24 protein-coding genes are annotated in these 26,271 nt (G+C 63.1%); 7 read left to right on the forward strand and 17 right to left on the reverse strand.

The features are described 5' to 3' along the window. Window positions 1–111: 111 nt before the first annotated feature. The gene (putA, locus tag CO670_RS30390) at window positions 112–3,819 is read right to left on the reverse strand and encodes a trifunctional transcriptional regulator/proline dehydrogenase/L-glutamate gamma-semialdehyde dehydrogenase (RefSeq protein ID WP_097593723.1); all 3,708 of its coding nucleotides are present in this window, start codon (window positions 3,817–3,819) and stop codon (window positions 112–114) included. A gap of 28 nt (window positions 3,820–3,847) precedes the next feature. Then, entirely contained in the window at window positions 3,848–4,054 is a 207-nt protein-coding gene (locus CO670_RS30395) for a hypothetical protein (protein ID WP_097593724.1), read from the reverse strand. A gap of 173 nt (window positions 4,055–4,227) precedes the next feature. On the opposite strand from CO670_RS30395, the gene CO670_RS30400 reads away from it, so the two are divergent. Next, entirely contained in the window at window positions 4,228–4,722 is a 495-nt protein-coding gene (locus tag CO670_RS30400) for an Lrp/AsnC ligand binding domain-containing protein (protein ID WP_088685734.1), read from the forward strand. 12 nt (window positions 4,723–4,734) lie between these two features. Here the strand turns inward: CO670_RS30400 and CO670_RS30405 are convergent, their stop codons facing one another. Beyond that, window positions 4,735–5,115 carry a helix-turn-helix domain-containing protein gene (locus CO670_RS30405; protein ID WP_097593726.1) on the reverse strand — a complete coding sequence of 127 codons (381 nt, stop codon included), beginning with the start codon at window positions 5,113–5,115 and terminating at the stop codon, window positions 4,735–4,737. Window positions 5,116–5,269: 154 nt separating this feature from the next. Between CO670_RS30405 and CO670_RS30410 the strand changes: the two genes are divergently transcribed. From CO670_RS30410 to CO670_RS30420, 3 genes are all read left to right on the forward strand, one after another. Then, on the forward strand, window positions 5,270–5,662 hold the full coding sequence (locus CO670_RS30410) for a DoxX family protein (RefSeq protein ID WP_097593727.1): 393 nt from the start codon (window positions 5,270–5,272) through the stop codon (window positions 5,660–5,662). Window positions 5,663–5,692: 30 nt separating this feature from the next. Further along, window positions 5,693–6,439 (forward strand): SDR family oxidoreductase, encoded by a 747-nt coding sequence (locus tag CO670_RS30415; protein WP_097593729.1) that lies wholly within the window; start codon window positions 5,693–5,695, stop codon window positions 6,437–6,439. Window positions 6,440–6,598: 159 nt separating this feature from the next. Continuing rightward, window positions 6,599–8,251 (forward strand): acyltransferase, encoded by a 1,653-nt coding sequence (locus CO670_RS30420; protein WP_097593730.1) that lies wholly within the window; start codon window positions 6,599–6,601, stop codon window positions 8,249–8,251. Here the strand turns inward: CO670_RS30420 and CO670_RS30425 are convergent, their stop codons facing one another. Then, window positions 8,252–9,139: a LysR substrate-binding domain-containing protein gene (locus CO670_RS30425; RefSeq protein WP_097593731.1), complete on the reverse strand. Its 888-nt coding sequence runs from the start codon at window positions 9,137–9,139 to the stop codon at window positions 8,252–8,254. Window positions 9,140–9,249: 110 nt separating this feature from the next. On the opposite strand from CO670_RS30425, the gene CO670_RS30430 reads away from it, so the two are divergent. Genes CO670_RS30430 through CO670_RS30440 form a run of 3 tightly spaced genes read left to right on the forward strand, consistent with a single transcriptional unit; the run spans window position 9,250 to window position 12,905 of the window. Next, window positions 9,250–10,503 carry an aromatic ring-hydroxylating dioxygenase subunit alpha gene (locus CO670_RS30430; protein ID WP_097593733.1) on the forward strand — a complete coding sequence of 418 codons (1,254 nt, stop codon included), beginning with the start codon at window positions 9,250–9,252 and terminating at the stop codon, window positions 10,501–10,503. Next, complete coding sequence (locus CO670_RS30435) at window positions 10,493–11,584, forward strand: hybrid-cluster NAD(P)-dependent oxidoreductase (RefSeq protein ID WP_097593734.1); 1,092 nt, start codon at window positions 10,493–10,495, stop codon at window positions 11,582–11,584. Before CO670_RS30430 ends, CO670_RS30435 begins: the two co-directional genes overlap by 11 nt. Before the next feature lie 40 nt (window positions 11,585–11,624). Continuing rightward, a complete protein-coding gene (locus CO670_RS30440) occupies window positions 11,625–12,905 on the forward strand; it encodes a Xaa-Pro peptidase family protein (RefSeq protein ID WP_097593736.1) in 1,281 nt (426 codons plus the stop codon). 8 nt (window positions 12,906–12,913) lie between these two features. On the opposite strand, the gene CO670_RS30445 is transcribed toward CO670_RS30440, so the two are convergent. From CO670_RS30445 to CO670_RS30505, 13 genes are all read right to left on the reverse strand, one after another. Then, window positions 12,914–13,927: a GlxA family transcriptional regulator gene (locus tag CO670_RS30445; protein ID WP_088675626.1), complete on the reverse strand. Its 1,014-nt coding sequence runs from the start codon at window positions 13,925–13,927 to the stop codon at window positions 12,914–12,916. A gap of 28 nt (window positions 13,928–13,955) precedes the next feature. Beyond that, window positions 13,956–14,954, reverse strand: a complete 999-nt coding sequence (locus tag CO670_RS30450) for a 4-hydroxyproline epimerase (RefSeq protein ID WP_097593737.1) — start codon at window positions 14,952–14,954, stop codon at window positions 13,956–13,958. A gap of 15 nt (window positions 14,955–14,969) precedes the next feature. Continuing rightward, on the reverse strand, window positions 14,970–15,821 hold the full coding sequence (locus tag CO670_RS30455; protein WP_097593739.1) for an ABC transporter permease subunit: 852 nt from the start codon (window positions 15,819–15,821) through the stop codon (window positions 14,970–14,972). Next, a complete protein-coding gene (locus tag CO670_RS30460; RefSeq protein WP_097593740.1) occupies window positions 15,818–16,666 on the reverse strand; it encodes an ABC transporter permease subunit in 849 nt (282 codons plus the stop codon). The genes CO670_RS30455 and CO670_RS30460 overlap by 4 nt, the downstream gene beginning before the upstream one ends. Before the next feature lie 21 nt (window positions 16,667–16,687). Beyond that, window positions 16,688–17,779, reverse strand: coding sequence for a glycine betaine/L-proline ABC transporter ATP-binding protein (locus CO670_RS30465; protein WP_088685724.1), 1,092 nt, complete (start codon window positions 17,777–17,779; stop codon window positions 16,688–16,690). 85 nt (window positions 17,780–17,864) lie between these two features. Then, the gene (locus CO670_RS30470) at window positions 17,865–18,716 is read right to left on the reverse strand and encodes a glycine betaine ABC transporter substrate-binding protein (protein WP_088675621.1); all 852 of its coding nucleotides are present in this window, start codon (window positions 18,714–18,716) and stop codon (window positions 17,865–17,867) included. 71 nt (window positions 18,717–18,787) lie between these two features. Continuing rightward, a complete protein-coding gene (locus CO670_RS30475) occupies window positions 18,788–20,134 on the reverse strand; it encodes an FAD-binding oxidoreductase (protein WP_097593742.1) in 1,347 nt (448 codons plus the stop codon). Further along, the gene (locus tag CO670_RS30480) at window positions 20,131–21,648 is read right to left on the reverse strand and encodes an aldehyde dehydrogenase (protein WP_097593743.1); all 1,518 of its coding nucleotides are present in this window, start codon (window positions 21,646–21,648) and stop codon (window positions 20,131–20,133) included. Before CO670_RS30480 ends, CO670_RS30475 begins: the two co-directional genes overlap by 4 nt. Further along, window positions 21,641–22,552 (reverse strand): dihydrodipicolinate synthase family protein, encoded by a 912-nt coding sequence (locus CO670_RS30485; protein WP_097593745.1) that lies wholly within the window; start codon window positions 22,550–22,552, stop codon window positions 21,641–21,643. Before CO670_RS30485 ends, CO670_RS30480 begins: the two co-directional genes overlap by 8 nt. Beyond that, window positions 22,549–23,265, reverse strand: coding sequence for a GntR family transcriptional regulator (locus CO670_RS30490; RefSeq protein ID WP_097593746.1), 717 nt, complete (start codon window positions 23,263–23,265; stop codon window positions 22,549–22,551). The genes CO670_RS30485 and CO670_RS30490 overlap by 4 nt, the downstream gene beginning before the upstream one ends. Window positions 23,266–23,604: 339 nt before the next feature. Next, window positions 23,605–24,177, reverse strand: a complete 573-nt coding sequence (gene gfa / locus CO670_RS30495) for an S-(hydroxymethyl)glutathione synthase (RefSeq protein WP_097593748.1) — start codon at window positions 24,175–24,177, stop codon at window positions 23,605–23,607. Between the two features lie 55 nt (window positions 24,178–24,232). Further along, window positions 24,233–25,069, reverse strand: coding sequence for an S-formylglutathione hydrolase (fghA, locus tag CO670_RS30500; RefSeq protein ID WP_097593749.1), 837 nt, complete (start codon window positions 25,067–25,069; stop codon window positions 24,233–24,235). A 3-nt stretch (window positions 25,070–25,072) separates the two neighbouring features. After that, window positions 25,073–26,200, reverse strand: coding sequence for an S-(hydroxymethyl)glutathione dehydrogenase/class III alcohol dehydrogenase (locus CO670_RS30505; RefSeq protein ID WP_097593751.1), 1,128 nt, complete (start codon window positions 26,198–26,200; stop codon window positions 25,073–25,075). Window positions 26,201–26,271 lie beyond the last annotated feature (71 nt).

The raw sequence follows: 26,271 nt of genomic DNA on the forward strand, positions 1-26,271 counted from the left end.
CTACCCATCACCGAAAGTTAAACCGGACAGCAGTGGGACAAGCCCGAGCATGACGAAAGAGGGCTCTGTCAGCGGCCTTGGGGGCGCACTTTTGACACCCCCGCGTTTCAATCAGCCGATCGCCATCAGGCTTGCATTGCCGCCGGCAGCGGCCGTGTTGATCGAGGTCGAAACCTCTTCCAGCAGCCAGTTGAGGCAATAGGCTTCGGGATCGCCCGTCAGCTCCTCGGTCGTCGCAGCCTGGACCAGCAGCAGCGGGCCGGGCAGCGCGGCGATCTTTTTGTTGACGGCAAGAACCCTGTCGCGATCGCCCTCGACGAGCGCACCGGAGAACGGCCCGTCCTTCGCCCAATCCGATGTCCAGGAAAGGCGGCTGGCGACGGCCGCCGGCAGGTCCACCAGTACCGATTTCGACAGGGAACCGGCATCCACTGCGACTTGGTTGCCGGTCGAAAGCGCGGCGGCAACCTGGCGATAGAGCCCGCTTTCGGTCTGCGGCACGAGCAGGATGCGGCCGCGGGGATGAAGCGCATAGAGATTGCGCTCCCCGACCGGACCGGTAAGCTCGCGCTCGAGCCCGAGCGCCGAGCGGCTCGCATAACCGCGCGCCGCTTCGCCTTCTGCCGTCAGACCCTTCTTGTCGAGCCAGACGATGTAGGCGCGGAGGGCGAGATCGGTATGAACCGAATCCTGCTGCGGCGGCACCGGCGCGCGCTGCACCAGACGGCCGATATAAAGCGGACCGCCGGCCTTCGGACCGGTTCCCGACAGGCCGCGCCCGCCGAAGGGCTGGACGCCGACAACGGCGCCGATGATGTTGCGGTTGACATAGAGGTTACCCGCCTTGATGCGGCTCGTCACATGGGCGATCGTCTCATCGAGGCGGGTGTGAAGCCCGAAGGTGAGGCCGTAACCCGATGCGTTGATGTCGTCGATCAGGCGATCGAGCCCGTTCCGCTTGAAGCGGACGACGTGCAGCACCGGGCCGAAAACCTCCTGCGTCAGATCCGACAGCGACTTGATTTCGATGATCGTCGGCGGAACGAAGGTGCCGGCGGCGGCGCTTGCCGGCAGCGGCAGCTGATCCACCTTGCGGCCCGCGCCGCGCATCTTCTCGATATGCTGGTCGATCTCGGCCTTCGCGCCGTCATTGATGACGGGGCCGACATCGATGCTCAGCCGATCGGTGCGACCGATCGTCAGTTCGCGGAAGGCGCCCTTCAACATGTTGAGCGTCCGGTCGGCCACATCGTCCTGCAGGCAGAGAACGCGCAGCGCCGAGCAGCGCTGGCCGGCGCTGTCGAAGGCCGAGGTGATGACGTCGGCCACCACCTGCTCGGCGAGAGCCGAGGAGTCGACGATCATGCCGTTCTGGCCGCCCGTTTCGGCAATCAGCGGGATCGGCTTTCCGGTCGAAGACAGCCGCTCTGCGAGCTGCGCCTGGATCATCCGGGCAACCTCGGTCGAACCGGTGAACATGACGCCAGCGGTCTGGTCGGCACCGACCATGCCGGCGCCGAGGCGGCCGCTGCCGGGCACGAACTGCAGGGCGCCGACGGGCACGCCGGCTTCATGCAGGATCTTCACGCTCTCCGAAGCGATGATCGGCGTGACGCCGGCGGGCTTCGCCAGCACGGGATTGCCGGCCACGAGTGCGGCCGCCACCTGCCCGGTGAAGATCGCCAGTGGGAAATTCCACGGGCTGATGCAGACGATCGGGCCGAGCGGCGCATGAGAGGGGCCGAGGGTCTTGCGCGCCTGTTCGGCGTAATAGCGCAGGAAGTCGATCGCCTCGCGCACTTCGCCGATGGCATTGGCCGCCGATTTGCCGGCCTCGCGCATGATGATGCCCATCAGCGTCTTGATCCGGGCCTGCATGATGTCGGCCGCCCGCTCCAGGCAAGCCGCACGCTCGGCCGGCGGCACGGCCGCCCATTGCGGCGCATAGTCGGCGGCCATCGCAACGATGCGGGCAGCCTCCTCGACCTTCAGCTCGGTAACCGTGCCGACGACATCGCTGTGATCGGCAGGATTGGGGACGTCGCGCGTGACCCCATCGGTTGAGCCGTCGGCAAGGATCGGAAGCGCATGCCACGGGCTCGCGGCCGTGGAGGCAAGCGCCTGCGCCAGATCCGTCAGCGTCGCCTCGTTCGAGAGATCGAGCCCGTCGGAATTGGCGCGGGCATTGCCGTAAAGCGCCTTGGGCGCGGCGATCTGCGCATGCGGCGCGCCGACGACGGGCATGGCCGCAACGGTCTCGGCGGGATCGGCGACCAGCGCCTCGACCGAAACGTTCGGATCGGAGATGCGGTGCACGAAGGAGGAGTTGGCGCCGTTTTCCAGAAGGCGGCGCACCAGATAGGCGAGCAGCGTCTCATGGGTTCCGACAGGCGCGTAGATGCGGCAGGGCCGGTCGAGCTTTTCCTTGCCGACGACCTCGTCGTAGAGCGGCTCGCCCATGCCGTGCAGGCACTGGAACTCGTATTTGCCGACCGCGAAATCGGGACCGGCGAGATGATAGATCGTCGCCAGCGTCTGCGCATTGTGGGTGGCGAACTGCGGGAAAACCGCATCCGGCGCACCGAGCAGCTTGCGCGCGCAGGCGATATAGGCGACGTCGGTGTAGATCTTGCGGGTATAGACAGGATAGTCGTCGAGACCGTCGAGCTGGGCGCGCTTGATCTCCGCGTCCCAATAGGCGCCCTTGACGAGACGGACCATCATCCGTCGTCCCGACCGGCGGGCGAGATCGATGATGTAATCGAGCACGAAGGGGCAGCGCTTGCCATAGGCCTGCACGACGAAGCCGAGCCCGTTCCACCCCGCCAGCTCCGGCGCGAAGCAAAGCTCCTCGAGCAGATCGAGCGAAAGCTCCAGCCGATCGGCCTCCTCGGCGTCGATGTTGAGGCCGATATCATAGGTCTTGGCGAGAACGGCGAGCGCCTTGACCTTGGGCAGCAACTCTCCCATCACCCGGCCGGCCTGCGCCCTGACATAGCGAGGGTGCAGCGCCGAAAGCTTGATCGAGATGCCGGGGCCGTCATAGATGCCGCGCCCGTCGGAAGCCTTGCCGATGGCGTGGATCGCCTTTTCGTAGTCCTTGAAATAACGTTCGGCGTCGGCAGCGGTGGTCGCGGCCTCGCCCAGCATGTCGTAGGAATAGCGGAAACCGCGCGCTTCGAGCGGCCGGGCGCGCTTCAGCGCCTCCTCGATCGTCTCGCCGGTGACGAACTGCTCGCCCATCATGCGCATCGCCATATCGACGCCGCGGCGGATGACCGGCTCGCCGGCGCGCGCAATCAGCCGCGTCAGCGCCGCCGAAAGGCTGCGGTCGTTGACCGTCGAGGTCAGCTTGCCGGTGACGACGAGACCCCAGGTGGCGGCGTTGACGAACATGGATTTGCCGCCGCCGATATGCGAGGTCCAGTTGCCCTCAGCGATCTTGTCGCGGATCAGCGCGTCGCGGGTGTCGGTATCGGGAATGCGCAGCAGCGCTTCGGCAAGGCACATCAGCGCCACGCCTTCCTGGCTGGAGAGCGAATATTCCTGCACTAGGCCCTCGACGCCGGTGCCCTTGTGCTTGGCGCGCAGCGCCTCGATCAGGCTGCGGGCCGTGCTGCGGATGTCATAACGCTTCGCTTCGGAAACGCGCGCGGCCGCCACGAGCGGCGGCAGGCATTCCGTTTCCGGACGGCGATAGGCTGCCGTGATCGCCCGGCGAAGTTCCGATTGCGGCCGGATCGGCGGCGCGAATGCGGCGAACGGCGCGCCGCCGGCGGGTTCTTGGGAGGATGCGGGGTCGATCGCTGCGTTCAACATGGGAGTCCCTGATCGGTGAATGTTTCGTCTAACGGATAAATGGAACACCGGGCTCGTCGTCCCAGGTGCCACCGTCCGTAAAAATCGGGCCGGAATATTCCGTCTCGCGGAGCGGGCGCGCATGGGGCTTGTCGCGCTTGAGGGTGAATGCGGCTGCGACCGCTCTTATCGCCACCGGCCGGTAATGAGCGAGCAGATCCGGTTTTTGATCGCCATCCGCTTTTCTCTCATGCATCCATGATCTCCCTTTTCAAGCGTCGCAGCCACCGATTCCGGCAATGCGCCGAGCGGCTGCGCCCTTCCTCCCATTGCCGACGCATAATCTACCACAGTCGCGAATCGCGATCTCACTTGATTTCAACCGTTTTCAAGCTGTATGAACTTATAAACCGAGCATCGAGAGTTCAAATGGCCACAGAAACCGACATCTTTAGTGAATTGGACCAGTTCGACAGAAAGATCCTCGCGGCACTCGCCGAGGACGGCAGGCTTTCGATCACCGATCTCGCCGCGCGCGTCGGGCTTTCGAAGACGCCGTGCCAGATCCGCTTCAAGCGGCTGATCAGCGACGGCTACATCGAAGGCTTCAAGGCCGTCCTCAATCCATCGAAAATGCAGCTCGACCACATCGCCTTCGTCGAGGTGAAGCTTTCCGACACCCGCGAGGATGCGCTGAAAAGCTTCAACGAGGCCATCAAGAAGATCAGGGAAGTCGAAGAGTGCCACATGATCGCCGGCCGGTTCGATTATCTCCTGAAGATCCGTACCCGCGACATCGGCCGCTACCGCCGCGTGCTGGGCGAACGCATCTCCACGCTGCCCCACGTTGCCAACACCTCGACCAACGTCGCGATGGAGACAATCAAGGAAGGCTGGGACAAGTTCGGGTCTAGTCTTTCGTGATTGTGAAGCAGTTCAGCGATCTCTCGCTTTCCGCCCGCGCGCGCTCGGCTTCACCGGCACGCTTTTGCCGTACTCGTTCCACCATGCCGTTAAAGCTTCCATCGTGGGGCCGAGGCCCCGCGCTTTTTGCGTGATCGCATATTCGACACGCGGAGGAACCTCCGCAAAGATAGTGCGGGATACCAAACCGTCCGCTTCGAGTTCGCGAAGTTGCGCCGTCAGCATGTGTTGGGTGATGCCGGGAATAGCCTTTCTCAATTCGCCGAACCGATAGACCCGCTGATTAAGCAGCCACATGATTTCCAGCTTCCATTTGCCGGAAAGCAACGCGAAGGCTCGCCGCATCTCTTCATGCATATTCACTTCTTCTTCGGCCATGGTCTGCTTTTCCATACTAACAGCAAGTAAATCATCCTACTTGCAAATATAAATGTTAGACGACATTTCTCTGCGTGCACAAGAGGGCGCAGGAAAAGCGCCTCTCAAAACAAACCGACAGACTCGACGAGAGGAATGTTGCTGCGTGGGCAGCGACAGGGATGAACTCATGCCTGAATATTACGTCTACTGGATCAGCACGGCACTTCTGTCCGCGCTCTACCTCGCCTCAGCCACCATCTATGTCACCAAGCGAGACTGGGTTCGCCAGGTTCTGGCGGAACTCGGATACAAGGCTTCCTATCTCGTTCCATTCATGATCGTCATCAAGGTTCTCGGCCCGGTCGCGATCCTTTCACGCGTCAGCATGCCGCTCAGCGATCTCGCCTATGCCGGCATCTTCTTCCACCTGCTGCTGTCGGGCCTGGCACATATCGGTGTTCGAAAACCCACCGGCGCCCTGCCCGCGGCGATCGGCCTAGCGCTGCTCGTCACCTCGTTCCTGACGCAGAACGACGCCCGCATGGTTCCCTCCCCCTACGCTCAGACCGCAGCGCGCTGACGTCCGATAACCCTAACCAAGGAGATAGAAATGGATCGACTCAACGGAAAAGTTGCCATCGTCACAGGCGCAAGCCGTGGCATTGGCCGCGCCACTGCAAAGCTCTTTGCCGCCGAAGGCGCGAAGGTCGCAATTCTCTCGCGCACATCAGAAGGCGTCGAACGTGTCGTCGCTGATATCGTCGAAGCGGGCGGCACCGCACTCGGCGTCGTCTGCGACGTCGGAGAGGCCGACCGGATCACGGCCGCGGTGGAACAGGTTGTAGCCGCATATGGCCGCATCGACATTCTCGTGAACAATGCTTTCGATGGTTCCGCGGTCTCGTCTTCGGTCATCGACCTCTCGGTCGAGCAGTTGCAACGAAACTTCGACACCGGGCCGATCGCCTATCTGCGGTTCATGCAGGCTTGCTATCCTCACCTAAGGGAAAGCGGAGCAGGCCGGATCATCAACTTCGGCTCGATGGCCGCCACCAGCGGGCTTGCTGGTTATGGTCCGTACAATATGGCTAAGGAGGCGGTGCGCGCGCTGACCCGCACGGCGGCACGCGAATGGGGTGCCGAGAAGATCACCGTGAACAACATCCTGCCGATCGCCGACACCTGGGGTGCTGCCGAAAAGGAGGTTCCTCCGCCAGCGAATGCACTCGCTCGTTTCGGCTCGCCGGAAGAGGATATTGCACCGGTCGTCCTGTTCCTTGCCAGCAAAGATTCGCAGTTCATCACCGGTTACAGCCTTACCCCTGACGGCGGCGCCATCATCGACAGCGCTCGGTAATGGCCGGTGATCTAGGGGCGCAATAGGTTGCGCCCCTTTGTCCGATCGATCGCTTATCCGGTCTTGCTTTCGCACGAATCACACCATCTGATGCACTGCAAGTCAGGGTCGCTGAAGCCAGACGGACGGTCGGCGGTCGACATCGATAGTGAGGAACAGATGGATCACGCCAACAGCCCGCAAGTATCGGCGAATGAACAGCGCGAAGCGCGCCGGCTGCAATATCTTCCCTGGGAACGCGTCGCGGCAGATCTCGACCACCCCGCTCATCTCGCCCGCAAGGCAGCGCTTCGGCGAGCGTGCGGCGCCGAGTTGGCTGAGACCTCCTATATCGCCGAAAATGCGGCGATCTTCACCGAAAGCCTGGCGATGGGCGAGCGGTCGTGGATTGCGGGGCATGCGCTCGTGCGGGGCGATGTGGTCCTCGGCGACGATTGCTCGATCAATCCTTATGCCTGCGTTTCCGGCAGGGTGACCTGCGGCAATGGCGTGCGGATCGCTTCCCATGCATCGATCGTCGGCTTCAATCATGGATTCGACGATCCCGATCGGCCCATCCATCGCCAAGGCGTCGTCAGCCTCGGCATCGTCATCGGCGACGATGTCTGGATCGGCGCCAATTGCGCGATTCTCGATGGCGTCACGATCGGCAACGGCGCGGTGATTGCCGCGGGAGCGGTGGTCACGCAAGACATTCCTGCGCTAGCGATTGCCGGTGGCGTGCCGGCAAAGGTGCTGCGCAGCCGGGGCGCGCCGGCCAGGAAATCAAACGCGGGCGATATCGAGGATCAATTGGCGAGGCTAGGCCAGAAAGCCAAAGAGCAATGGCCCGATATCCTTGCGCGCTGGAAAACGGCTGAGGCCTATGAATCGCTGGAAGCGGACGGGATCAGGCGGCCGGCGATCCGGCATCTCTGCGACGCCATCGAGATCGCGGCAGGCTTCGGGCATCTGCCGCCCGGGCTCGATCCGTCGCAGACCGTCGAGCGTCTCCAGGGTCTTCAGGATCGGGAGACCGGCCTTTTTCCGGAAGAGCATTCGCCTGTGCACGACCGGGCGCTGCGGGAGGATCCGAAGGCTCTCTACAATGTGCTTTCGGTCGGCTATGCGCTGGAACTGCTCGGCTCCGGGCCACGGCACCCTATCCAGGCAGTACAGCTTGATGCTCAAGAGCTGGAGCAATGGCTGGGCGGCCTGCCCTGGTCGAGCCGGGCGTGGCACGCCGGCAGCGTCGTCGATGCCATCGGAACTGCGATGTACTTCAATGCCCGGTATTTCGGCACCAGAGGCCCAAGACAGGCACTCTTCGAGTGGCTGAACCGCAAGGCCGACAGCGTCTCGGGCCTGTGGGGCGAGCCGACGGCGCTCGAGGGATGGCTCCAACCAGTGAACGGCTTCTATCGCCTGACGCGCGGCACCTACGCCCAGTTCGGCATCCCATTGCCGCACCCGCACGCCTCGCTCGAAACGGTTCATCTCAATTACCGCAATCACAGGGGCTTCGTTGCCGAGAAATACAATGCCTGCAACCTGCTCGACACGATCCATCCGCTCATGCTGATTGCCCGGCAGACCGATTACCGCCGGGCCGATGGCGAGGCGATCGCCCGCAGCCTCATCTCGCGGGCGCTCAACAGATGGCGGGATGGCGAAGGCTTCCCGTTCGCCGACGGCGGCGAAGCGAGCCTGCAGGGAACGGAAATGTGGCTTTCGGTCATTCACCTGGCGGCCGATTTCCTCGGCTTCGCGGATCAGTTCGCCTTTGTCCCGAAAGGCGTTCACCGGACGGGAACTCCGGGGCTTGGCTTCTGATCAGCCGTGCAGCGAGGCCGTCAGCCAGGCGGCGGCGAGATCGCGCGCATGGCTGCGCTTGGCCTTGATCGGCACGATCACGTTATAGCGGCCTTCGGCGGCAAGCTCGCTTTGCGAGGCGGGCACCAGGGTTCCGTCCTCCAGAAAGGTGCCGATCAGCATGCGCCATCCCAGGGCGATCCCCTGCCCGGCACGCGCGGCCGCGATGCTTTCGGTGTAATGGTTGAAGCGAAGCGACGGCTTGATCTCGATATTGCCGCCGGTCAGCGACACCCATTGCGCCCAGCCGTACCAGGAACGATCGAGCACATCCGTTTCGATGAATTCGTCGGCGGAGCCGAGGGGCGCATCTCCCCGGCGCCTGAGGTGGTCGGGAGAGCAGACGGGGCAGACGACGTCGCCGCACGAGGCAATGACGGTGCCATCGCTGAAGGGCGGCACGCCGTACCGGATCGCCACGTCGATCTCTCCGTCGTCAAGCGTGATCGGATTATCCTGGGATATAACCCGCACCAGAATGCCGGGATTGGCCCGGCGGAATTCGGCAAGCCGCGGCAGCAGCCAGAAGGAGGAGAAGGCGACGGTCGCGCCGATCGTCACCACGTCCTGACTGCGCGACTGGATCGCCTCGACGCTCTCGGCGATATCGGCAAAGCTCTTCGCCAGCGTCGCGCCGAGGCTGATGCAGGCCGCCGTCGGCTCGATCGCCCGGTGCTTGCGCAGGAAGAGCGGCTGGCCGAGTTCCTCCTCCAAAGCGGCGATCTGCCGGCTGACGGCCGCCTGGGTGACGCCGAGTTCGCTCGCGGCCGTGGTGAAGCTTTTCCGGCGCAGCACCGCTTCCAGCGTCACCAGCGCCGTCAGCGACGGAAGCCGTCTTCGAAACTGCATCCAAACATCCTCTTCACATAAGAAAATATTATGCGAGCGTGATTTTTTATGCCGTTGAAATCCAGGCGTTGCAAGCGCAATCTAGGGAAACTCTCACATAAGAGGTTCTCATGCTAAACAGGCTTCCTTCTTCCATTTCGGCGCTTCTCGACTCCCGCGCGGAAGGCCATTCGCTGCCGGCCGGTCTCTATGTAAGAGAAGACGTGTTCGAAGCGGATATCGACGTCTTCTTCCACAAGCACTGGATCTGCGTCGGGCTCGACTGCGATGTTCCGGAGCCCGGCGACGCCACCGTCGTCGACATCGGCAAGACGAGCCTGATCCTCCTGCGCGACGACGACGGCGAAATCCGCGTGCTGCACAATGTCTGCCGCCATCGCGGCTCCCGCCTTCTCAACCCGGGCAAGACGATCGTTTCGAAGCTCGTCTGTCCCTATCACACCTGGACCTATGAACTGACGGGCGAGCTCAGCTACGCGCCGCACATGGGCAAGGATTTCGACAAGGACTGTCACGGCCTGAAGCCCGTTACCTTCAAATCGATCGGCGGCCTGATCTATGTCTGCCTGTCCGACAATCCGCCCGAGGACATCGCCGGCCTCGAACAGGCCATGGTCGAGCGCCTCGCGCCCTACGACATTCGCAACGCCAAGATCGCCCACCAGACCGACGTCATCGAAGACGGCAACTGGAAGCTGACGATGGAGAACAATCGCGAGTGCTACCACTGCTCGGCGAACCATCCCGAGCTCTGCGTCTCCTTCGTCGATCTCGACTTCGGCTTCGATCCCGAAACGCTGAGCCCGGAGGATCGCGAACAGGCCCAGGAGCATTTCCGGCTGTACGAGGAACGCACCCAGGCATGGGAAGCCGATGGCTACCCCTCGGCCGCGATCGAGCAGCTCGCCGACTGCGCCACGAATTTCCGCACGCAGCGGCTGATCATCGCTGGCGCCGGCGAATCCCAGACCCACGACGCCACCGCCGCCTCTTCCAAGCTGCTCGGGCAGATGACCCGCAAGGATCTCGGCGACACGCATCTCTGGGGCCATAACAGCTGGAACCATTTCATGGGCGACCATGCGGTCGTCGCCACCGTCATCCCGCTCTCGGCCGGCAAGACGTTGGTCAGGACCAAGTGGCTGGTGCACAAGGATGCCGTCGAAGGGGTCGACTACGACCTCGAAAAGCTGACGGATGTCTGGATCGCAACGACGGATCAGGACGCCGACCTCGTCGCCCGCTCCCATGCAGGCGCCCTCGATCCCGCTTATCAGCCGGGTCCCTATTCCCGCTTCTCCGAGACGAACCTCGACAAGTTCGCCACCTGGTACATCGACCGGATGCGCGCTCATGGATACTAGAACCCAGCAAGCGCCGCTCGCAAAGGCAACCCGTCACGACGTCTGGAATCCCGAGGAAGACGAGGCGCTCGTCTGCCTCGACGTCCAGCAGGAAACCCATGACGTCAAGACCTTCACCTTCGCGTCTCCTGACGGGAAGCGGTTCGCCTTCAAGGCCGGTCAGTATTTTCTGTTCGATCTGGAGCATAACGGCGAGCCTGAAAGCCGATGCTACAGCATCTCCTCTTCGCCGCATCGCACGAACGCCTTCTCCGTGACGGTGAAGCGCGTTCCGGGCGGCAAGATCTCCAACTGGCTTCACGACACGCTGGTGCCGGGGGCGTCGGTCAAGGCGAACGGCCCGCTCGGCCATTTCGTCCGCTCCGAGGCGGCAAAGCCGAAGCTTCTGCTGCTCTCCGGCGGCTCCGGCATCACGCCCGTCATGTCCATCCTGCGTGAGCTCGCCGACAGCTGCGAGCCGGCCGACGTCGTCTTCCTGCACGCCGCACGCACGCCGCTGGATCTGATCTTCCGCGACGAGCTTGCCTGCATCGCGCGCAAGCTGAAAGGGCTGCGGCTGCATTTCCTGCCGGAAACGGTTGCGGGCGAACCGGCCTGGTCCGGCCTCACCGGCCGCATTTCGGCGGATTATTTCAAGCTCGCGGTTCCCGATATAGCCGAGCGCACGGTGATGTGCTGCGGCCCCGCTCCCTTCATGGCGGCGGCGCGCGGCATCGCCGCCGAACTCGGCGTTCCCGCCTCGCATTATCTCGAGGAAAGCTTCGACGCCGCCGTCATCGACGAGCCCGAAATCCCCGCGATCCAGGAAGCGGCCGCCAAGGTCTTCCAGGTCAGCTTCTCCAAGCAGGCCCGCAACATCGAGGTTACAGGCGACCAGAGCGTGCTCTCCTGCGCGAAGAAGGCCGGCGTCAGGATACCATCCTCCTGCGCCAACGGCGTCTGCGGCACCTGCAAGTCGAAGCTCACCTCCGGCACGGTCGACATGAACCACAATGGCGGCATCCGCCAGCGGGAAATCGACGCCGGCTTCTTCCTGCCTTGCTGCTCGAAGCCGCTCAGCGATCTCGTCATCGAACGCTGAGCGACACCGCATCAATCACCGATAACGGGGGATCACCCGGATGCTGCGAGACGAAAACGATTCCGTCGAGCTGACCGGCTCGACCGTCTTCAAGGACGAGCGGAAACAGGCCTATCTCAATCCCGATGGCGCCGACCGGCCGCTCATCAGTCCGGTGCCGGCCACGACACTCGACCGGGCGCGCCGCTACCGGCTGGAGCGGCTGCGCATGAAGATGCGCGAGTGGGATTGCGGCGCGCTGCTGCTCTACGATCCCGTCAATATCCGCTACGCCTTCGACTCGTCGAATATGAGCATCTGGACGATGCATAATCCGTCGCGCTATGCGCTGATCCTGGCCGACGGCCCGGCCATCATGTTCGAATTCGAAGGCGCCGAGCACGTCAATGACGGGCTGCCCGGCATCGACGAGATCCGGCCGTCGAAATCCTGGATCTTCTTCACGGCAGGCAATCTCGTGGAACCCCGCCTGAAAGCCTGGGCGAACGAGATCGCCGACATCGTCAAGGGCAATGGCGGCAACCGGCGCATCGCGGTCGACCGGCTCGAACCATCAGGCGCCTTCGAACTGACGGAACGCGGCTTCACGCTGCTCGACGGCCAGGAACTTGCCGAACGGGCGCGGTCGATCAAGAGTGCCGACGAAATCGAGCTGATGCGCTGGACGATCCGCGTCTGCGAAGCGGGCATGGCGCGCATGTACGGGGTGTCAGAACCCGGCCGCACCGAGCGGGAAATCTGGGCCGAGCTTCACTTCGAAAATGCCCGGAGCGGCGGCGAATGGCTGGAGACCAAGCTCCTCACCGCAGGCGCGAGAACCAATCCCTGGTATCAGGAATGTTCCGATTACGTCATCAAGCGCGGCGAGATGATCTCCTTCGACACCGATATGATCGGCCCCTACGGCTATTGCGCCGACCTCTCGCGTTCATGGACGTGTGGGCATGTCGCGATGAACGCCAAGCAGAGGGAAATTTACGCCGCGGCCAGGGACCAAATCGAGCATAATCTGTCCGTCATCCGGCCCGGCATGACGTTCCGGGAATTCAACGAACTGTCCTGGCGGATCCCTGAGAAATATCAACCCTATCGCTACACGCTCGCCCTGCACGGCACCGGCATGGCGGACGAATGGCCGGGCGTGCTCTTGCATCCGGATTTCGATCCCGATTTCAGCGGCATCATCGAGGAGAACATGGTGCTGAACGTCGAAAGCCTGATCGCCGAGGCCGGCTCGGAGAGCATCAAGCTGGAGACCCAGGCCCTGATTACATCAAAGGGCGCGGAGCGGTTGGACAGCTTTCCGTGGGAGGATGTCTGACCCCGCCTTCAGTGCGCTCTCAAAGCCGCGGCGCGATGCTGGGAAGGCGTCTGGCCGAAGGTGCGCTTGAACGTCCTCGTGAACTGCGAGGCGTTTTCGAAACCGACATCGAGCGCAATCTCGATGAGCGGCGCCTTCGATTGTGCAAGGATCGATTTCGCCCGCTCCATGCGAACACGATTATAGGCCTTGGCGGGAGACATGCCCGTCTTCTCGATGAAGATCCGCTCCAGCTGCCGCCGCGAGAGCCCGACCATGGCGGCGAGTTTTTCGATCGGCATGCTGCCGTCGACGAATTGCTCCATGGTGATCATCGCCGCCTTGACGCGGGCGTCGTCGTAATCGTCGTAGAGCGGGCGGCGGGGCTGAATGTCGGCCGGAGCGCGCGCTTTTTCGATCTGCAGCACTTCGAGCGCGTTTCGTTCGGCGTCGCGGCTGATGTATTTGCGCACCAGCAATGCGGCCATATCGGCAGCGCTGCTGCCGCCCGCGCAGGTTCCGCGCTGGCGATCGAGATTGAAGAGCCGGTCGGAACGGACGCTGAGCTCGGGGAAACGCTCGCGGAACTCCTTGTAATGCAGCCAGCTCACGCAGGATTCATGCCGCTTCATCAGGCCGGCCGAGGCCAGAATGAACGAACCGGTGCAGACGCCGATCAGCGGCACCTTCTTGGCATCCGCCTGCTTGAGGAAGGTGATGGTCTGCTGGTCGACGGGGTTCTCCACCGTCAGCAGGCCGCCGACGACAGCGATGTAATCGAACCGCGACGGATCGACGAAGTCGGAGGTCGGCGCGACCTGCACACCGCAGCTCGAGGTTATCAGGTGCCGCGTGCTGCCGATCACTTGCCAGTCGGCCAGCACCCGGCCGGAGCGATCCTGCTCGTCGCTGGCAAGCCGCAGCGTATCCACGAAGAGCGCGAAGGCCGACAGCGTGAACGACCGGGCCAGAACGAAACCCACCTTGAGCCGGGCAGCGGGTTTCGCGGCGCCGTCTCCCTGCCGATGCTGTTCCGGTCGCATAGTCATCTCCTTGCCGGTCTCACCGCGCTCATCTGATCTGAAAACCGTGCGCCAGAGGGTCGCGGTCGTCAACGAAAATGGTATTGTGGCCGATGACGCGCGCCCACCCGCCGATGCTCGGGAGAATGCCGCTGTAAGGGCCGATGCCCGCCTCGCCTTCGACCCGGCCCTCGAAGATGGTCCCGATCAGGCTTTCGTGACGATATTTCGAGCCGATCGCAAGCCGTCCCTTACCATAGAGCTGCGCCATGCGCGCCGAGGTACCGGTGCCGCCCGGCGACCGATCGATCGCCTTCTCGCCGTAGAAGACGGCGCAGCGCCCGTCGGAGACGTCGTTCACGGGGCGGTCGCACCAGATCGCGTGATGCACGCCGCGGATCCGGTCGTCGTCGGGATGGACGGGATTGCAGATATCGGCAAGGGCTGCCCTGAGCTTCTGGCTGCAGCCGACGATGTCGGATGCGCTCATGCCGTCGAGACCGCCCCAGTTCTCCTGGGGCTCGACGACCGCGTAATAATTGCCGCCATAGGAAATATCGACGCGCAGACGGCCCATGCCGGGCACGTCCACCGTGACATCGGCCTCATGGAGATAGCTCGCGACATTATGGAGGCGGACGGAATCGACATAGCCGTCCTTCTCCTCATAGGTGACATCCACCCGGCCGGCCGGCGTTTCGATGGCGACCCTGCCAGGCACGCGCGGCTTGACCAGCCCTTCCTCGATCGCCGCCGTCACGGTGCCGATGGTGCCGGCGCCGCACATCGGCAGGCAGCCGCTCACCTCGATGAAGAGCACGGCGAAATCGCAATCCTCCCGATAGGGGGGATAGATGATCGAGCCCGACATGATGTCATGCCCCCTCGGCTCGAACATCAGCGCCTTGCGGACCCAGTCGTGATCGCGGACGAAGATCTCCCGGCGCTCGCCCATCGGCAGATGAGGCAGCAACGGGCCGCCGCCGGCAACGAGACGGACCGGGTTGCCGCAGGTGTGTGCGTCGATGCAGAAGAAGCTGTTTCTCATTCCGTCATGTCCTCGCTATCTCGCCTTCGGCAGCCTGTCGCGGTCGAGCAGGCCGCGCGACAGCCGGTCGAGCAGCAGGGCGACGGCGACGATCGCCAGGCCTGCTCTGAGGCCAAGCCCCATCTCCATGCGCGTCAGGCCGCGCGTCACTTCCGCGCCGAGGCCGCCGGCGCCGACGAGGCCGGCCAGAACGACCATCGCCAGCGACAGAAGGATGCACTGGTTGAGCCCGACCAGCAGCGTCTGCTTGGCAAGCGGGATCTCGATCTTCCACAGGATCGAGCGCGGCGGCGCGCCGATGGCGCTGCCAAGCTCGAGGAAGACATTCGGCACCTGGTTGAAGGCCAGCGTCGTCAGGCGCAGCATCGGCGGAATGCCATAGACGATGGTGGCGATGATCGCCGGCACGCGCCCGAGGCTGAAGATCATGACCGCGGGAATGAGATAGACCCATGGCGGCACGGTCTGCATCACGTCGAGAATCGGACGGACCACCGCCTCCAGCGCCTTGTAGCGCGAGCAGAGCACGCCGACCGGGAAGGCGATGAGCACGGAGATCAGGACGGCGACGGTGACGAGAGAAAGCGTCTGCATCGACGCCGTCCACAGGCCGACGAGCAGGCAGAAGCCAAGGCAGAGACCGGCCAAGATCGCCGCCCGCAGGCTGACGGCGAAGAATGCCGCGACGACGACGATCGCGATCAGCGCATAGGGCGGCACGAAGAGGAGTGCGGCTTCGATGGCCGAAAGAACCGTTTCGACCACATAGCTGATCGCCGCAAACAGCGGATGAAGATTGGTGTTCAGCCAATCGACTGATGGAGCCAGGAAAGCGCCTGGCGAAAACTGCAGCATCGCAGGATTCATGACTTCCTCCCTGTTCCCAGGCGGGCAGCGCTCTGGGTTATCCGATCAAGCACCATAGTCAGTACCACGATGGCGATCGCGCCATTGATAGAGGTCGCGATATCGAGCGTTCTGATTGCGCCGTAGATTGTCTCTCCAAGCCCGCCGGAACCGACGATGCCGGCGATGACAACCATGCCGAAAGCCATCATCAGGCTCTGGTTGATGCCGGCCATGATGCTCGGCAGCGCAAAGGGAAGACGGATCTTGAAGAACATCTTCGCCGGCGTCATCCCAAGGGCTTCCCCGAGTTCGATGAATTCCTTCGGCGTCATCCGGATGCCGAGAGAGGTCAGGCGGATGGCCGGCGGCACGGCGACGATCACGGTCGCGATCATGGCGGTGGCCGGTCCGTAGCCGAGCAGGGCGATCGCCGGCAGCAGATAGATATAGGGCGGAAGCGTCTGGATCAGATCGAGACCCGGCTCCATGAAGCGGTCGAGCGCGGTAAAGAAGCCGGCGGCGATGCCGATCGGAATGCCGATCGCCAGCGCAAGCACGGTCGCCGTCAGGACGAGCGCCAGCGTGCTCATCGTCTCCGGCCAGAGTCCCATGGAAAAGCAGAGCGCCAGCGCGACGCCGGCCGCGACCGCGAACCAGATATTGACGAGCCGCCAGCCGATGAGCGCCACGATGAGGGCGATCACATAGAAGGGCGGAAGCTGCAGGAGCCAGAGGATCCCGTCATAGAGCCCTTCGAGAACCTGCCTGATATAGTCGAAGAGGAACTCGCCGTTGTCGCTCACCCATTCGAGCGCGGTGTCCGTCCATTCGTCAAAAAGATCGGTGAAGCCTGAAGTATCCATGTCGATCAGCTCCAGTTGCGGTCATGCCGGCGTGAGTTCGTGGGCGGAGGTGCCCTTGACGCCCATCAGCAGGCTGCGCGGGGTGACGACGCCGACGACCTGATCCCTGTCCACGACGGCGATGGCGTCGCGCTCCGACTGCATCGTCAAGGTGATCAGCTCGTCGATATCGGCATCGGGTGTGGTGCGCGCGAGCGAGGCGATGTCGGAGTTCGGCGCGCTCTGCTGGAACTCGGCAACGCTGCGCATGACCGAATGCGCCTTGATCAGGTGAAGGCGGGAAATGCCGGCGACGAATTCGGCGACATAGGCATCCGCCGGGTTGAGGATGATTTCCTCGGCGGTGCCGGTCTGGATGATGACGCCGTCCTTCATGATCGCGATGCGGTCGCCGATGCGGATCGCCTCGTCGAGATCATGGGTGATGAAGACGGCGGACTTGCCGAGCGCTTTGGTCAGCTGGCGGAATTCATCCTGAAGCTGGCGCCGGATCAAAGGGTCGAGCGCGCTGAACGGCTCGTCCATGAGAATGATCTCGGGGTCGGAGGCGAGCGCGCGGGCAAGGCCGACGCGCTGCTGCATGCCGCCGGAGAGCTCGCCCGGATACCGGCTCAGCCAATCGGCGAGGCCGACCTTTTCGAGCGCGGCGGCAGCGGTCTTGTTGCGCTCCGCTTTCGCAATGCCCTGGACTTCGAGGCCGAAAGCGGCGTTCTCCAAGACCGTCCGGTGCGGCAGCAAGGCGACGCTCTGGAACACCATGCCGATGTTCTTCGCCCGCATCTGCCTGAGATCGACGGGCGACAGGGAGGCGAGGTCGCGTCCCTTGACGAGAACCTTGCCGGAGCTCGGCGTGATCAGCTTGTTGAGAAGGCGGATAAGCGTCGATTTTCCGCTTCCCGACAATCCCATGATGCAGAAGATTTCGCCGCGCCGGACCTGGATGCTCGCATCGGACACGCCGACGACGCAGTTGAATTCCTTGAGGACCTCTGTCTTGCCGAGGCCGCGCTCCTTGATCGACTTCATCGCCGCGGCGGACTTGCCTCCGAAGACCTTCCAGAGGGATTGGCAGTCGATCAGGACATCCTTGGCATCGATATTGGCGGTTTTCATAGCGATCCCCTTTGAGCCAATCGGCGCTGGCTTCTTCCTTGAGTTCGAGGGTGGCCGCCCGACAGCTCGGACGGCCACGAGGCGTTTAGTTCTTCTTGATGTTTTCCCAGCGCTTGATCAGGTCGGCATGGGCGCCGATCCAATCCTGCACGGCCTGGTCCATGGTCTTGCCGTCCTTGACGGCGCCGTTGATGGCGGTGATGTCGGCGATCGGCACGTAGACGCTGGCCATGACTTCGCGAGCATGCGGATATTCTTCCGAGAAGCCCTTATGGCCGATCCAGTAGTAGCTCTGCGGCGGCGGGAAGACGCCTTTCGGATCCTTGAGGTACTTGACCTCGTACTTCTGGACCATCCACGACGGCTCCCAGATCGTCACCGCGATCCACTCCTGGCGGTCGTAGGCGGACTTCAGCGCCGCCGTCATCGCGGCAGTGCTGCCTTCGACGAGCTGCAGCTTGAGGCCGTAATCCTTGACGGCGTTCGAAGTATCGCGCATCAGGCCGGCGCCCGGCTCGATGCCGATGATCTTGCCGCCGAACTTGTCGGCGTTCTCATTGAGCTGTTCGAGCGAGTCGATCGGAACGTATTTCGGAACCGCGACGCCCTGGTAGAGGCCGTGCGAAACCGGCGAAATCTTTTCGAGGCGGTTCTTGTTCTTGTCCCAGTAATCCTGTGCGACATAATCCGTCTGCGAGGTGAGAACCTGGATGTCGCCCTTGGCGAGAGCGGCGTAAGCAATGCCCCACTCGGAGAATTCGGTCACCTTGACGGTGTAGCCGGCGTCTTCCAGAACCTTCTTGGTGATGCCGGTGATGGGCGTCAGGTCCTCCCAGGACATCGTGCCCATGGTGATCGTCTTTTCCTCCGCGCGAGAAGGCAGGACGCTGATCCCAACCATCGCAGCGGCGCAAAGCGCCTTCCACAAATTTTTCATTGTTGTTACTCCTGTTTTACGTTCCCATCGAAGCCTGCGCGCGGCAGTCTTCATATTGCGGGGCCGAGGGATCATCCCTCGCGGCCTGCACGCAATTCCTGAAAGCGGATGACCGAATTGACGCCGAGCCATGCAATGGGCTCGGGAGGCAGTCTCGTCGGTTCCGGCTGGTTCTTGTATTTGTCGAGCTCGGGGCTTGCCGCCCCCGTCGCGAGATCGGCGGCCATCATGCCGGCGAAAGTGCTCTTAACGGTGCCGAGACCATTCTCGCAGCAGGCGGAAAAGAGCCCCTCTTCGACCTCGCCGAATGCCGGCACATGGTTTCTGGAGAGGCAGAGCGCGCCCGCCCAGCTATATTCCATCGGCAGGCGCTCCATCCCCGGAAAACGGGCATCGAACGACCGGCGCTGTTCGGCAGCAATTCCGGCGACGCGCTTCTCCGACACTTTCAGGCTCGGGTCATAGGTGAACCTCGTCCTGACGACGATCCTCGAAAGGCCATCCTTGGTGATCTTGCGCACCGTCGCGCCCATAGGATCGGCCGGCAGCAGCGCCCAGCGATCCACACCGGTGACATCGCCTGCGAATTCGTTCTGCGAAAAGGCCGAGGTCATCGACGCATAGGTGAAGATATGCATCAGCCTTCCGCGGAAATGACCGAAGCTTTGAATATGGCCGTTCACGCCGAGTATGACCTTCGGCGCCGAAACGGAGCCGCGGGCGGTCTTTGCCTTCCAGGTCCCGCCTTCGCGCGAAAGCTCCAGCACCGGCGAGTGCTCGTGGATCGCAACCTTCGAATGGAGCCCGCGCGCCAGGCCTCTGATATAATCGGCCGGCTGGATCATCACCGCGCCGGGCGTGTAGAGGCCGCCGCGATAATAGTGCGAGCCGGTCATCTCCCGCATCTGATCGGCGTCGAGAACGCGATGCTCCTCGCCGATCTTCTCAAGCGACTTCCTATAATTGTCGTTGAGCCCCATTCCCCGCTCGGAGGCTGCGGCATTGACCTTGCCTGAGGGATCGAAGGTTTCCCGGGACAGGCCGTATTCGGCCGCGACATCGGCTGCGAAGGAGATCGCCAGACGGTTCTGCCGGATCTCGTCCTTGGTCGCCGCTTCGTCGGCGACCGAATACTCGCCTGAAGACAGGTTGTGCGGCACGTCGATCATGAAGCCGGAATTGCGCCCGGCCGGACCCTTGGCGAGTTCGCGCGCCTCCAAAACGACGATCTTGTCCTCAGGCCGCGTTTGCGAGAGGCGGCGGGCCGCCGACAGGCCGGCAAATCCGCCGCCGATGATCAGCCAGTCGGCGGTAATGTCGTGTTCAAGCGCCGTTACGGGAAAGGCGCGTTCGCTGGTCGCCTCCCATCCCGAAACGCCGGTATCGGTCGGCAGGTGCTTGATCACATGGCGGGTCATCGGATCGTCTCGTCGACGGAGCGTTCCGAAATGTCGATCCAGATGGTCTTCAGCTCGCAGTAATTGTCATGAGCGAAGACGGACTTGTCGCGGCCGCCGAAGCCGGACTCCTTGTAGCCGCCGAAGGGCGTGGTGGCGTCGCCTTCCCCGAAGCAGTTGACCGTGATCAGGCCGGCGCGGATGTCGCGCGTCAGCCGGATCGCATTGCGCAGGCTGCCGGTATAGACGGATGCCGTCAGGCCGTAATTGGTGTCGTTGGCCAGAGCAGTCGCCTCGGCGAGCGTGTTGAACGTCGTGACCGACAGGATCGGCCCGAAGATCTCCTCCTGGAACAGGCGGCTCGCCGGCGTCACGCCCTCGACCAGGGTCGGCTCGATGAAGATGCCGTTATAGGTTTCGCCGCCCTGGGTGACGGACAGCTTTTCCGTCTTGGCGTCGTCGAGGAAGGATTTCACCTTCTCGAAGTGCGACTTGCTGACGAGCGCACCGATGCGGTTTTCCGGATCGAGCGGATCGCCCGTCTTCCATTCGCGCATATAGGCGCCGATGCGCTTCATCAGTTCGTCCTTGACCTTGGCATGGACGATGAGACGCGACGTGGCCGAGCAATTCTCGCCCATGTTCCAGAAGGCGCCGTTGACGACCTGCTCGGCGACGAGATCCAGGTCTTCGGCATCGTCGAGAACGACGGCGGGGTTCTTGCCGCCGCATTCGAGCACGACCTTCTTGAGGTTGGAATCCGCCGCATATCGCAGGAAGCGGCGGCCGGTCGGCGTCGAGCCGGTGAAGGCGACCATGTCGACATCCATATGCAGGCCGATCGGCTCGCCGACCTCGCGGCCGGAGCCGGTCACGACATTGAAGACGCCGGCCGGAATGCCTGCCTCAAGGGCGAGTTCGGCGACGCGCAGCGTGGTGAAAGTCGTTTCCTGTGCCGGCTTGACGATAACCGAGCAGCCGGCGGCAAGCGCCGGGCCGATCTTCCAGGCGAGCATCAGCAGCGGGAAATTCCACGGCAGCACGCAGCCGACGACGCCGATCGGCTCGCGCACGATCATCGTCAGCGCGTTGGCGCCGACCGGGGCGGTGTTGTCGTAGAGCTTATCGATCAGCTCGGCATGCCAGCGCAGCGTATGAATGGTATCGGGAACGTCGACGGTCTGGCATTCGCGGACCGGCTTGCCGCTGTCGAGGCTTTCCATGACGGCGAGTTCGTGCCGGTTGCGCTCCAGCAGCTTGGCAAGCTTCAGCAGCGCTTCCTTGCGCTCGCCCGGCGAGCGGAGCCGCCAGCGCCCGTCTTCGAACGCCTGCCTCGCCTTCTCGACGGCGAAATCGACATCGCTGGAATCGCAGGCGGCGATTTCGGCAAGCACCTCACCCGTCGCAGGATTGGTGGAGGTGAAGGTCTTGCCGGAATTTGCCGGACGGAAAGCGCCATCGATGAAGGCATTCGTCGGAAGTTGAAGACCGGCGGCGATCGCCTTGTATTCGGCTGCGGTCAAAGGTTCATGCATGATTGGCTCCCGACGTGATCTGGCCGACCGTGCGCTTCAGCGTGGAAACGACGGTCTCAAGGGTTCTTTTCTCTTCGGAGTTCAGTCCGCGCAGCGGCGCCCGCACCGGGCCGGCCTTGAGGCCGATGATCTCGCATCCGTGCTTGATCGACTGGACGAATTTGCCGCATTCGAGGAAGTCCATCAGCGGCAGCATGGCGCTCATGATCGCCCGGCCCTTGTCGAAGTTCTTCTCGACGACACAGGCCTCATAAAGGGCGACATGCTCGCGCGGCAGGAAGTTGGAGCCGGCGCAAACCCAGCTCTTGGCACCCCAGGCGAAGAATTCGAGCGCCTGGTCGTCCCAGCCGCAGGACAGCGAAATATGCGGAAATTTCCGGGCGAGCAGGTGAAGATTGCCCATGTCGCCGGAGCTTTCCTTGATGGCGACGACGTTCTTCGACTTGCCGACGCGGGAGAAATACTCCTCGCCCATCACCACGCCCATGCGGGCGGGATAGTTGTAGAGCATGATCGGCAGGTTGGCGGCGCGATCGACCGTCAAGGCATGGACCGCATTTTCGCGTTCGGTCGGCAGCGCATAGGGCGGCGACGATACGAGGATCGCATCCGCGCCGATTTCCTTTGCGGCCTTGGCATATTCGACCGAATCCTCGGTGCGCGTGGCGCCGGTGCCGATGATGAGCGGCAGCCGCGTGCCGATGACCTCTTTCGCATAGGCCGCCAGCTCGAAACGCTCCTGGTTGCTCTGGGCGTAGTATTCGCCCGTCGAGCCGCCGACGATGATGCCGTGGACGCCCGCCTCGATCAGCGACTCCAGCACGGCGGCGAAGCCGGCCCGGTCGATCTGACCATTCTGATCGAGCGGCGTGACCGCCGGCGTGTAGATCCCCTCAAATTTCACGATGACTTCTCCAATAATTGCGTGGCCGGACCGCCGACGAAGGCGTCCGCCTTGAGGCCTTGCGGAGCGATGAACATCTCCATGTTCTCGCGGGACAATTCCCAGTGTTCGAAAACGAGATCGACGACCGCGTCCTCATCATGCGCGGCAAGCGCCGCGATGAAGCTGTCATGATGCTCGACGGCCACCCGAAGCCGGCGCCGCATATCCTCGTTCCTCGGCCGGAAAAACGTGTGGCCGATGCGCGCGTGGTCGATCAGCAGCCGGCCGAGGCTCGGCTGCATGTAGACGTTACCCGACATCTCGCCGAAGATTTCGTGAAAGCGATTGTTCTCCAGCACCATCGCCAGAGCATCCATGCTCTCGCTGGCGGCGCGGAACCGCTCCTGGGTCTGCTTCAGGTCCGACAGCTGCGCCGGCTTGAAATTCTGCACCGCGAGCCGGCCGATCGCCGCATAGATCATCGGCGCGACGAGGAAGAAATTCCGCAGCGTCGAGTGGTTCATCGGGATGACCCGCGCACCCCTGTTCTCGCGGATGTCGATATAGCCCTCGCCGGCCAGGCGGCGAAATATGTCCCGCACCGGAGTCCGCGACAGCCCGTATCTTTCGCTCAAGCTGGCCTCGTCCAGGTCGGCGTCCGGGTCCAGCTCCATCGTCAGGATCTGGCGTTTCAAATCTTCGTAGAGATTGCTCTTGGGTGTCTTCGCCATCGTCGATCTCCGGCCGATTGTTGCCCTATGCCGCGAAGATGCCACGCCTTCCGGAGGGAGTCAATAATTGTGTACATCGTGTACACAATTATTATTCGTGAGATACACAATATTGCGAGATCATACCGAGACCGCCCAGAGCGGAATGACCGGCACAGCCGAAAGCGCTGCGGCAGCCGTCGCGGCGTTCACCCAGGCGGTTATCGTGACAGGTGGTGGGAATTCTGTGGATCGTCAGGCGCGAACGCCTGGGCGCCGGCAAGGCGGCGCGGCCATCGCGGGATATCCCGGTTTTGGGATGGCGGGGTCGGGGAGCGCCGGTGGGCGCTCCCCGGAGGATTAGGCGGCGAGCGCGCCGCTCTTCTTGGCGGTCCAGGTGGCGATGTAGTCCATCAGGCCGGGCGAGAGGCAGTCATAGGGCTCGAGGCCCGACGCCTTCAGCTGCGCCCGGACGGCGTCCATCTTGGCGGGATCGAAGCCGCTTTCGATGATCGACGACACGAAGGCCGCGAAGGTCGGTTTTGCCCAGCCGCTTTCCTGGAAGCGCTCGGGATGGACGAAGGACAGCCCCTGGAAGGGATGTTCGCGCTCGACCGGCCCGTACATATGCACGCCGCATTCCTTGCAGGCGTGCCGCTGGATCAGAGCGGCGGGATCGACGACGGCGAGCTTGTTGCCGTTCTCAAGCACTTCGACGCTCTCGGTCGGAGCGACCGCCACGACCGAAAAGGCGGCACCCTCCGGCTTCCAGCACTTGGTGCAGCCGCAGGCGTGGTTGTGGGCGATATCGCCCTTGATCCTGACCTTGACGGGATTGCTCGCGCATTTGCACACCAGCGTCCCCCCTGTGAAAGCAGCGTCAGTCGCTCGAAAGCCTGAATCCACTGCCGGATGTATGGCTATGCTGCTCATTGCTTCTCTCCTTCCCTCCCTGGCCGTTTGCGTTATGCCCGGCCGAGCCCTGCAATCAATTTCCCAGCTTCTGCGCGTGCCAGCGCAGATGGTCTTCCATGAACGTCGAAATGAAAAAGTAGGAGTGGCCGTAGCCTTCCTGCATGCGAAGCGTGAGCGGAATACCCGCCGCCTCACAGGCTTGCCGGAGCTCGTCGGGACGCAGGCCGTCCTCCAGGAATGAATCCGCCGTCCCCTGATCGACGAAGAACTCGGAGAACCGATGCCCATCCTCGATCAGCGAGCAGGCGTCATAGGCCCGCCAGGTCTTCTCGTCCGCACCGAGATATTTCCGGAACGCCGGTTTCGACCAGCCGGAAACCGAGGGGTGGCTGATCGGCGCGAAGGCCGAGCAGCTCTGGAAGCGGTCCGGGTTCTTGAGCGCGATCGTGATCGCGCCATGTCCGCCCATCGAATGGCCGAAGATGCCCTGACGGTCCATGTCGACGGGAAATTCCTCGGCAAGCAGCCGCGGCAGCTCGTCCGTGATGTAGCTGTACATGCGATAGTTCGCCGAAAACGGCGGCTCGGTGGCATCGACATAAAAGCCGGCGCCCTTGCCGAACTGCCAATTGTCGGCTTCGTCGGGAACATGATCGCCGCGCGGGCTGGTATCCGGGCAGACGATGACGAGACCGAGTTCGGCGGCAAGCCGCCGATACTCGCCCTTATCCATGACATTGGCATGCGTGCAGGTCAGGCCGGACAGATACCACAGAACCGGGCGCTTGCCTTCGGCCGCCTGCGGCGGCACGAAGACGGCGAAGGTCATGTCGCAGCCGCAGGCCTCGGAGCGATCGACGTAGACCCCTTGCGTGCCGCCGTAAGACTTGTCGGTCGAGATGGTCTTCATGGCTTAGTACACGACCACGCCGCGGATGCTTTCACCCTTGTGCATCATGTCGAAGCCCTTGTTGATGTCTTCGAGCGGCATCGTGTGGGTGATCATCGGATCGATCTGGATCTTGCCCTGCATGTACCAGTCGACGATCTTCGGCACGTCGGTGCGGCCGCGCGCGCCGCCGAAGGCGGTGCCCATCCAGTTGCGGCCGGTCACCAGCTGGAACGGACGCGTGGAGATCTCCTGGCCGGCGCCGGCGACGCCGATGATGACCGACTTGCCCCAGCCGCGGTGGGATGCTTCCAGCGCCTGGCGCATCACCTTGGTGTTGCCGGTGCAGTCGAAGGTGTAGTCGGCGCCGCCGATCAGGTCGCCGTTGCGCTTCGTCATGTTGACGAGATAGGGCACGATGTCGTCGCCGACCTCCTTCGGATTGACGAAGTGCGTCATGCCGAATTTCTCGCCCCATTCCTTGCGGTCAGGATTGATGTCGACGCCGATGATCATGTCGGCGCCGGCCAAGCGCAGGCCCTGCAGAACGTTGAGGCCGATGCCGCCGAGACCGAAGACGATTGCCGTGGCGCCGATCTCCACCTTGGCGGTGTTGATGACCGCACCGATGCCGGTGGTGACGCCGCAGCCGATGTAGCAGATCTTGTCGAAAGGGGCGTCCGGATTGACCTTGGCGAGCGCGATCTCCGGCAGCACTGTGTAGTTGGCGAAGGTCGAGCAGCCCATATAGTGGTGGATCTTGTCCTTGCCGATCGAGAAGCGGGACGTGCCGTCCGGCATCAGACCCTGGCCCTGGGTGGAGCGGATCGCGGTGCAGAGATTGGTCTTGCGGCTAAGGCAGGAATAGCATTCGCGGCATTCCGGTGTGTAGAGCGGGATAACGTGATCGCCCTTCTTGACCGAGGTGACGCCGGGGCCGACGTCGACGACGATGCCGGCGCCCTCATGGCCGAGAATGGCGGGGAAGAGGCCTTCCGGATCGGCGCCGGACAGGGTGAAATCGTCGGTGTGGCAAATGCCCGTCGCCTTGACCTCCACCAGCACTTCGCCGGCCTTCGGGCCGTCGAGCTGCACGGTCATCACTTCGAGCGGTTTTCCTGCCTGAACGGCAACAGCGGCGCGAACGTCCATTTCGATATCCTTCCTCTTAAATTGAATTTCGGTTGTCACATATTCGGATAGACAGGCCCTTCGCCGCCCTG

Origin of the sequence: Rhizobium sp. J15, assembly GCF_002531825.1 — a bacterium.
GTDB lineage: Bacteria > Pseudomonadota > Alphaproteobacteria > Rhizobiales > Rhizobiaceae > Rhizobium.

Excerpts from the sequence above, each read along its gene's own strand:
- CO670_RS30395 (WP_097593724.1), bottom strand. The coding sequence starts at position 4,054 with ATGCATGAGAGAAAAGCGGATGGCGATCAAAAACCGGATCTGCTCGCT.
- CO670_RS30460 (WP_097593740.1), bottom strand. The coding sequence starts at position 16,666 with ATGGATACTTCAGGCTTCACCGATCTTTTTGACGAATGGACGGACACC.
- CO670_RS30430 (WP_097593733.1), top strand. The coding sequence starts at position 9,250 with ATGCTAAACAGGCTTCCTTCTTCCATTTCGGCGCTTCTCGACTCCCGC.
- CO670_RS30470 (WP_088675621.1), bottom strand. The coding sequence starts at position 18,716 with ATGAAAAATTTGTGGAAGGCGCTTTGCGCCGCTGCGATGGTTGGGATC.
- CO670_RS30475 (WP_097593742.1), bottom strand. The coding sequence starts at position 20,134 with ATGACCCGCCATGTGATCAAGCACCTGCCGACCGATACCGGCGTTTCG.
- CO670_RS30425 (WP_097593731.1), bottom strand. The coding sequence starts at position 9,139 with ATGCAGTTTCGAAGACGGCTTCCGTCGCTGACGGCGCTGGTGACGCTG.
- CO670_RS30480 (WP_097593743.1), bottom strand. The coding sequence starts at position 21,648 with ATGCATGAACCTTTGACCGCAGCCGAATACAAGGCGATCGCCGCCGGT.
- CO670_RS30405 (WP_097593726.1), bottom strand. The coding sequence starts at position 5,115 with ATGGAAAAGCAGACCATGGCCGAAGAAGAAGTGAATATGCATGAAGAG.
- CO670_RS30410 (WP_097593727.1), top strand. The coding sequence starts at position 5,270 with ATGCCTGAATATTACGTCTACTGGATCAGCACGGCACTTCTGTCCGCG.
- CO670_RS30400 (WP_088685734.1), top strand. The coding sequence starts at position 4,228 with ATGGCCACAGAAACCGACATCTTTAGTGAATTGGACCAGTTCGACAGA.
- CO670_RS30435 (WP_097593734.1), top strand. The coding sequence starts at position 10,493 with ATGGATACTAGAACCCAGCAAGCGCCGCTCGCAAAGGCAACCCGTCAC.
- putA (WP_097593723.1), bottom strand. The coding sequence starts at position 3,819 with ATGTTGAACGCAGCGATCGACCCCGCATCCTCCCAAGAACCCGCCGGC.
- CO670_RS30455 (WP_097593739.1), bottom strand. The coding sequence starts at position 15,821 with ATGAATCCTGCGATGCTGCAGTTTTCGCCAGGCGCTTTCCTGGCTCCA.
- CO670_RS30415 (WP_097593729.1), top strand. The coding sequence starts at position 5,693 with ATGGATCGACTCAACGGAAAAGTTGCCATCGTCACAGGCGCAAGCCGT.
- CO670_RS30420 (WP_097593730.1), top strand. The coding sequence starts at position 6,599 with ATGGATCACGCCAACAGCCCGCAAGTATCGGCGAATGAACAGCGCGAA.
- CO670_RS30465 (WP_088685724.1), bottom strand. The coding sequence starts at position 17,779 with ATGAAAACCGCCAATATCGATGCCAAGGATGTCCTGATCGACTGCCAA.
- fghA (WP_097593749.1), bottom strand. The coding sequence starts at position 25,069 with ATGAAGACCATCTCGACCGACAAGTCTTACGGCGGCACGCAAGGGGTC.
- CO670_RS30445 (WP_088675626.1), bottom strand. The coding sequence starts at position 13,927 with ATGCGACCGGAACAGCATCGGCAGGGAGACGGCGCCGCGAAACCCGCT.
- CO670_RS30450 (WP_097593737.1), bottom strand. The coding sequence starts at position 14,954 with ATGAGAAACAGCTTCTTCTGCATCGACGCACACACCTGCGGCAACCCG.
- CO670_RS30440 (WP_097593736.1), top strand. The coding sequence starts at position 11,625 with ATGCTGCGAGACGAAAACGATTCCGTCGAGCTGACCGGCTCGACCGTC.
- gfa (WP_097593748.1), bottom strand. The coding sequence starts at position 24,177 with ATGAGCAGCATAGCCATACATCCGGCAGTGGATTCAGGCTTTCGAGCG.
- CO670_RS30490 (WP_097593746.1), bottom strand. The coding sequence starts at position 23,265 with ATGGCGAAGACACCCAAGAGCAATCTCTACGAAGATTTGAAACGCCAG.
- CO670_RS30505 (WP_097593751.1), bottom strand. The coding sequence starts at position 26,200 with ATGGACGTTCGCGCCGCTGTTGCCGTTCAGGCAGGAAAACCGCTCGAA.